The organism is Allobosea massiliensis (genome assembly GCF_042655245.1).
Taxonomy (GTDB): Bacteria; Pseudomonadota; Alphaproteobacteria; order Rhizobiales; family Beijerinckiaceae; genus Allobosea; species Allobosea massiliensis.
In genome coordinates, this window is sequence record NZ_JBHSLU010000161.1 from 85,704 (window position 1) to 92,045 (window position 6,342).

At 66.4% G+C, this 6,342-nt stretch carries 6 protein-coding genes; 4 read left to right on the plus strand and 2 right to left on the minus strand.

Translation table 11 applies throughout. The features are described 5' to 3' along the window. Positions 1–98: 98 nt before the first annotated feature. Positions 99–1,211 carry a M20 family metallopeptidase gene (locus tag ACFPN9_RS29515; RefSeq protein ID WP_066719483.1) on the minus strand — a complete coding sequence of 371 codons (1,113 nt, stop codon included), beginning with the start codon at positions 1,209–1,211 and terminating at the stop codon, positions 99–101. A gap of 184 nt (positions 1,212–1,395) precedes the next feature. Here ACFPN9_RS29515 and ACFPN9_RS29520 point away from each other — a divergent pair, with 184 nt between their 5' ends. Beyond that, positions 1,396–1,872 (plus strand): VOC family protein, encoded by a 477-nt coding sequence (locus ACFPN9_RS29520; protein ID WP_066719481.1) that lies wholly within the window; start codon positions 1,396–1,398, stop codon positions 1,870–1,872. A 176-nt stretch (positions 1,873–2,048) separates the two neighbouring features. On the opposite strand, the gene ACFPN9_RS29525 is transcribed toward ACFPN9_RS29520, so the two are convergent. Continuing rightward, positions 2,049–4,055: an ATP-dependent DNA helicase gene (locus ACFPN9_RS29525; RefSeq protein ID WP_377818097.1), complete on the minus strand. Its 2,007-nt coding sequence runs from the start codon at positions 4,053–4,055 to the stop codon at positions 2,049–2,051. Between the two features lie 59 nt (positions 4,056–4,114). On the opposite strand from ACFPN9_RS29525, the gene ACFPN9_RS29530 reads away from it, so the two are divergent. From ACFPN9_RS29530 to istB, 3 genes are all read left to right on the plus strand, one after another. After that, positions 4,115–4,282: a hypothetical protein gene (locus tag ACFPN9_RS29530; RefSeq protein ID WP_377818098.1), complete on the plus strand. Its 168-nt coding sequence runs from the start codon at positions 4,115–4,117 to the stop codon at positions 4,280–4,282. Between the two features lie 30 nt (positions 4,283–4,312). After that, positions 4,313–5,611, plus strand: coding sequence for an IS21 family transposase (gene istA / locus ACFPN9_RS29535; protein WP_377818099.1), 1,299 nt, complete (start codon positions 4,313–4,315; stop codon positions 5,609–5,611). Continuing rightward, a partial coding sequence (gene istB / locus ACFPN9_RS29540) for an IS21-like element helper ATPase IstB (protein ID WP_377818100.1) occupies positions 5,611–6,342 on the plus strand: 732 nt, incomplete at its 3' end. The genes istA and istB, both read left to right, overlap by 1 nt.

Below are 6,342 nucleotides of genomic sequence, written 5' to 3' on the forward strand. Positions count from 1 at the left end.
AGGTCCGGGATCCATGCCTGAACCGTTCCGGCATGGATCCCGGGTCTCGCTCCGGTCGCCCGGGATGACCCGCGCCTCGTCCAATGGGCGAAAAAGCCTCACACCGTCTCCAGCAGCCCCTTGATCAGCGCCTGGCGCGGCGCGATCGAGGAGATCAGCGCGTATTCCGACAGGGTATGGGCGCCCTCGCCGTCGATGCCGAGCCCGTCGAGGGTCGGCACGCCCAGCGCAGCGGTGAAGTTGCCGTCGGAGCCGCCACCCGTCATCGGGCAGTCCTGCAGCTCGAAGCCGATGCCGGCCGCGATGCGCTTCGCCGTCTCGAACAGCGCCGCACCCTCGGGTGATTTCTCATAGGGCGGCCGGTTCATGCCCCCGCTCACGCTGATGCGGACATCCGGGTCCCTGGGCGTGAGGCCGAGGATCTCGCGCTCGAGCGCAGCGCCGTCGGCGGCCGTGGCGACGCGCAGATCGACGCTGAACCAGGCATGCTGCGGGATGACGTTCGCCGCCGTGCCGCCGCCCATCAGCGCGACCGTCGTGGTGACGCCGCGGGCATAATCGGTCAGCCCCTCGATCGCCAGGATCTGGTGCGCCGCCTCGCGGATCGCGCTGCGTCCGTCGGCATGGCGCGCGCCGGAATGGGCCGGCCGGCCCTCGAGCTTCACCTCGAAGCGCCCCACCCCTTTGCGGGCCGTGACGATCTTGCCGCCCTCGCGCGCCGGCTCGGTGACCAGAACGGCCGCCGATTGGCGGCCGATCTCCTCGATCAGCCCGCGCGTCGTCGGCGAGCCGATCTCCTCGTCGGGCGTGAACAGGAAGACCAGCGGCCGCTTCGCGGTACCGGCCAGCGCGACCTGCTTGAAGGCCTGCAGCGCGAGATAGGCCCCGCCCTTCATGTCGTAGACGCCGGGGCCGTAGAGCCGGTCGCCCTCGACCCGCACGGGCAGGTCGCGCGCGGCGGTCCCGACGGGATGGACCGTGTCGAGATGCGACATGACCGCCAGCCCGGGCGTCCCGGTGGAAAGGCCGGCCCGCAGGATCAGGGCGTCGCCCAGCCCGTCCCGGCCGGGAATGCGCTCCACCGCGATCGGCAGGCCTTCGACCTCGGCGGCGACGAGATCCATCATGCCGTTGACGCCGGGGGCGTGATGGGTGTGGCTCTCCAGCGCGAGCCAGACGGAAAGGGCGGAGACGGGATCGGATGTGCTCATGATGGCGCGACCTTGGCCGGGCCCGTGCGCGTGAGCAAGCGAAGAGACGGGCATTGGCGCCCTGCCCTGATGGCATGGCGCGGGCTGCCGGCCTTGACAGCTGCGGTCTAATACTAAACCATTTGGATAAGTTTAGACCCGCACCCGAGCGTCCCGCTTCGCAGGAGATCGCCAGGAGACCGTCATGAAGCTCCAGAAGATTACGCCCTTCCTCTGGTTCGACCATCAGGCCGAGGAGGCTGCCGCCTTCTACCGCTCGGTCTTCCCGAACAGTCGGCCGGGACCGGTGGTGCGCAACACCGGCGCCGGACCGGGCCGCGCCGGCGACGTCCTCGTCGTGTCCTTCGAATTGGAGGGAATGACCTTCACGGCGCTGAATGGCGGCCCGCAATTCCGCTTCAGCGAAGCGGTTTCCTTCGTCGTCCATTGCGCCACGCAGGCCGAGATCGACCATTACTGGGAGAAGCTCTGCGAAGGCGGCGAGCCGAGCCAGTGTGGCTGGCTCAAGGACCGCTTCGGCCTGTCCTGGCAGATCGTTCCCGAGCGCTTCGTCGAACTGGTCAATGGCGGCGACGAAGCCGTCACCGGCCGCGTCATGCAGGCGATGATGCAGATGACGAAGTTCGATATCGCGGCGCTGGAGCGCGCCGCGGCGGGCTGAAAGGCTGCCGGCGGGTCCCGCCGCCCATCGCGCGGGACCGAACCGGAGATCGAGCCTGAAGAGGCCCCGGCCCTAGAACGGTTTTATGCGGTACAGTTTGTCCACTGTGTGTGTCAGTCCCCGGCATGCCAACGGATTCGTTCCCTACAAGTTGCAAGGACTGTCCAGCCGAACCTTCAGCGACGCAAGCCTATCAGGCGACGATTGGCGGCTCCATCCACCGCCACCGCCTTTTCCAGCGTCTCTCTGCAACCCACCAAGATTGCTCGTTCGGTCGCGCGGGTGATGGCGGTATAGATAAGTGAGCGGTCCATCAGCCTGCTCTCCGTCACCGGAATGACCACTGTGCGGAACTGGCTGCCCTGAGCCTTGTGAACCGTCACCGCATAAGCCAGCGCAATATCTTCCGCAGGCCCGCCCAGGCTGAACCTGTGAGGCACCCCGTCGAAGTCCACGACGATGGCCGCTCCTTCAACATGGCTCACGACGCCGAGGCTGCCGTTGCGAAGGTCTCGCTGGTAGTCATTTCGGCCAAAGATGATTGGCTCGCCGACGATGTAGGATTCCGCCCGGGAAGCTGATTGCTTCGATGCTGCGAGAGCATGGAAGCGTGCATTGAGGGTGGCAACACCGACATCACCGGCTCTCAGCGGAGTTAGGACCCTGAGATCGTCGGCGAAGCCACCCAAGGATGTCACCACGTCGATGATTTCGTCTGATGTCGGCTGGCTAATCGTGGGTACCAGTACCACGCCATGATCACTGGTTAGGTCTGCCCGCAACGATGGAAGCCGGCCACGGCGCACAGCGGCCGATACGGTCGGTATCCCCGACGCGTCGGATTGGCGATAGATCTGCGTCAGCCGTACGCACGGGATCGACGCTACCCCGACGAAGGCGTGGAACGTGAGGCCGAACCCGATCGGGCCAAGCTGAGCCTCATCCCCGACCAGTAAGAGGCTGGCCCCGACAGGAAGCGCTCGAAGGAGACGGTAGAAGGTTGGCAGGTCAAGCATCGAGCTCTCATCGATGATGACGAGGCTCTCTGGTCCGAGCGCGATTGTCCGCGCCTCAGCCCCTTTTAGGAAGGCGGCAATCGTGGAAGCAGGCCGATGTGTCGCCTCGCGCATCCGGACAGCCGCCCGGCCAGCTAGGGCCATGAGATGCACGGCTCTCCCGAACATTTCAGCGGCATCGCAGATCGCCCGCAAGACAGTCGTTTTGCCAACGCCCGCCCCGCCGACGACGAGACCGAAGCGTTGCCGCAAGGCCAGATGAACAGCCGCTTCCTGTTCAGAGTTCAGTTCTACTCCGCGACCACGCTTTGCATCATCAAGCCATCGATCGACGCTGGCGCCGTCAATGCGTCGGACCATGAGGTCGTCAATCTCATCGTCGGCGAGCATCGCTTCGAGACGCTTGGCGAGGTAGCGCTCCATCATACTCGCGCCCGCAGGCTGCCACCCGTTTCCGCAATTCACTGCCGCCCCAAGTTCCTGGGCAGCTACAATGGCGCGCTCCGCCAGTGCCTGACTGCCCAGCAGCTTCGCGACTTGGCGATCCAGCACTTGCTTGGAGACCCAAGTGTCTTGGCGATGCAGGGCCTCGTACAGAACCGCCTCTACAGCGCCCACCAGGCGCTGTTTGTGGTCTTGAGCAATGCCGAGGCGCCGAGCAGCAAGGTCCACCTCACGCCAGCCTGCGAGCGCCATGAGCAGGTAGGGATTGGCTCGAAGCCGCACGGCAGCCTCGGCACCCCACAGCTTCAGGATCTTGCCAGCCAAACGCGGGTCCAGGCCGAGCTCATCGAGCCAGACCACGATGTCGTTGCGCGCGAGATCCTCGCGCCAAGCCGCTACAAGGACCTGAGCCCCGGGGTGGCCCAGTATCTCGACGAAGGGCTCCGGATCCCCGTCAGCGAGCAACCGCGGCAGTTCCGCCCCGAACCGGTCCGCAAGTTTTGCTGCACGAGCGTATCCGATGCCCTGGAACGTCGGGCTTTCCGCTAGGTGCCTAACCAGAGTCCGCTGGTTGGGAGCCTGCCCCGCCAACCCGACGACATCATGCCCTCGTGCTCGGTCCAGAGAAGGGGCAAGCGCAAGCGGCGCGCAAACGCGCGCCCCCTTCTCTTCCCCTGCGCGCGAGGGCCTGCTGATCGCAGGTCGGCTCCGAGGGACGGTCATTCCCCGGTCTCACCGAGGGACGGGAAGAGTTGCGAGACGAAGCGGCCAGATTCGACCATATGGGCTTCGACATGATGCAGGCGTCGCATTCGTTCGCGGAGTTCCGTGAGTTCCGCTCGGAGAGCGGCGTTTTCCTGCTCCAGCCGCTGGATACGCCGATCCCGGCGATCCGCCTGCGGGGCCTCGGATGTCAGGCGACACGACAAACTGCCCCCCTGACGCCATGAGGAACTGACCCCTCTGGAGAGGAGGTCGGCATGGAAGAGCAAGAGGTTCAGAGTTCGCCGCGGTTGGGTTTGCCGCGGAGGGACGAGATGAAGACGCCGGACGACGTGTCGGCGATGGTGCGTCTGAAGGCTTTGGGGTGGGGCGCGAAGCGGATCGCGGCCGAGCTTGGCTGCTCGAAAAACACGGTGAAGCGCTGGCTGAGATACGGCGATTGGCGACCTTGTGTGACGCCTTCGCGCTCGAAGAAGCTGGACGGTCTGTCGGATTGGCTGGCCGAGCGATTCCGGCGCCATCGCGGGAACGCCGATGTGATCCGCCAGGAACTGGCGCAGGAGAAGGACATCCATGTCAGCCTGCGGACGGTCGAGCGCACGGTGGCGCCGTTGCGCCGGGAGTTGGTGGCCGAGGCGCGGGCGACGGTTCGCTTCGAGACGCCGCCCGGCGAGCAGCTGCAGATCGATTTCGGGGAGCGCCGGGTCGAGATCGCCGGTGTCGCGACCAAGGTTTTCTTCTTTGTCGCGACGCTGGGCTATTCGCGCCGCCTGCATGTCCGCGCTTTCGGACACGAGAAGCAGGAGAGCTGGTTTGCCGGGATGGAGAGCACGTTCCAGGCCTTCGGCGGGATTGCGCGCGAGGTGCTGCTCGACAACGCCCGCGCGCTCGTCTTGCACCATGATCCATCGAGCCGGGAGGTCGTTCTCCATCCCAGGCTGCATGCCTTCGCGAAGCATTGGGGTTTTCGTATCAGAGCCTGTGCGCCGTATCGGGCGCGCACGAAGGGCAAGGACGAGCGCGGGGTCGGCTATGTGAAGAGGAACGCCATCGCCGGCCGACGCTTCGCCAGCTGGGCCGCGATGGAGGCGCATCTGGACGCCTGGACGCGCGACATCGCCGATCTGCGTGTCCATGGCACGACCGGCGAGGCACCGATCGATCGCTTCCTGCGCGAGGAGGCCGGGGCCCTCAGACCCGTGAGGGGCATTCCGCCGTTCACGACGCATCGCGAGCTGATGCGCAGCGTCGGCGCCGATTGCGCGGTGGCGATCGACGGCAATGCCTATTCGGTGCCGTGGCGGCTGATCGGCGAGCGCGTCCGGGTCACCGTCGGCAACGAGATCGTGCGCGTCCACCATGGCGGGCGCGAGGTGGCCGTCCATGCCGAGTTGAAGGGGCGCCATGGCCGGATCGTCGACGATGCCCATCTGGCCGGGCTCGTGGGCACGCGCGAGCGGCCGGTTCACCTGGCGCCGCCGAGATCGCCGCCCGCGCCGGCTGCGTTGCTGCGTCCGCTGGCGGAGTATGAGGCGGTTGTCGGGGGAGGCTTCTGATGAACGACCATGATCACCTGACCGCCTTGCTCGGCCGGTTGAAGCTGACGGCGCTGCGCGATCAGCTCGACAGCCTCATTGACGAGGCCGGCCGCCGCGAACTCACGATCCGGGAGGCGCTGACGCTGTTTTGCGAGCGCGAGGTCGCACGCCGCGACCAGCGCCGGATCGACATGTCATTCGGCCTGGCGCGCTTCCCCTTCGTGCGCGACCTCACCGGCTTCGACTTCGGGGCCCAGCCCTCCCTCGACAAGGCGCAGATCCGCGAGATCGCGACGGGCCGCTTCATCGCCAATGGCGAGGCGGTGCTACTCCTGGGCCCGCCGGGCGTGGGCAAGACTCATCTGGCGGTCGCGCTCGGGCGCGAAGCCATCGTCACCGGCTACTCGGTCCTGTTCACGCCGGCGACGACGCTGGTCGCGCAACTGGCCAAGGCCCATGGCGAAGGGCGGCTCGAGGAAAAGCTGACCCACTACGCCAAGCCGAAACTGCTGATTGTCGACGAGCTCGGCTATCTGCCGTTCGAGCCCGACGCCGCGCATCTGTTCTTCCAGCTCGTCAGCCGCCGCTATGAGCGCGGCGCCATGCTCGTGACCTCCAACCGGGCCGTGGGAGAATGGGGCTCGGTCTTTGGCGATCCCGTCGTCGCGACCGCCATCCTCGATCGACTGCTCCACCACAGCCACGTCATCACCATCCGCGGAGACAGCTATCGGCTCCGCGAAAAGCGT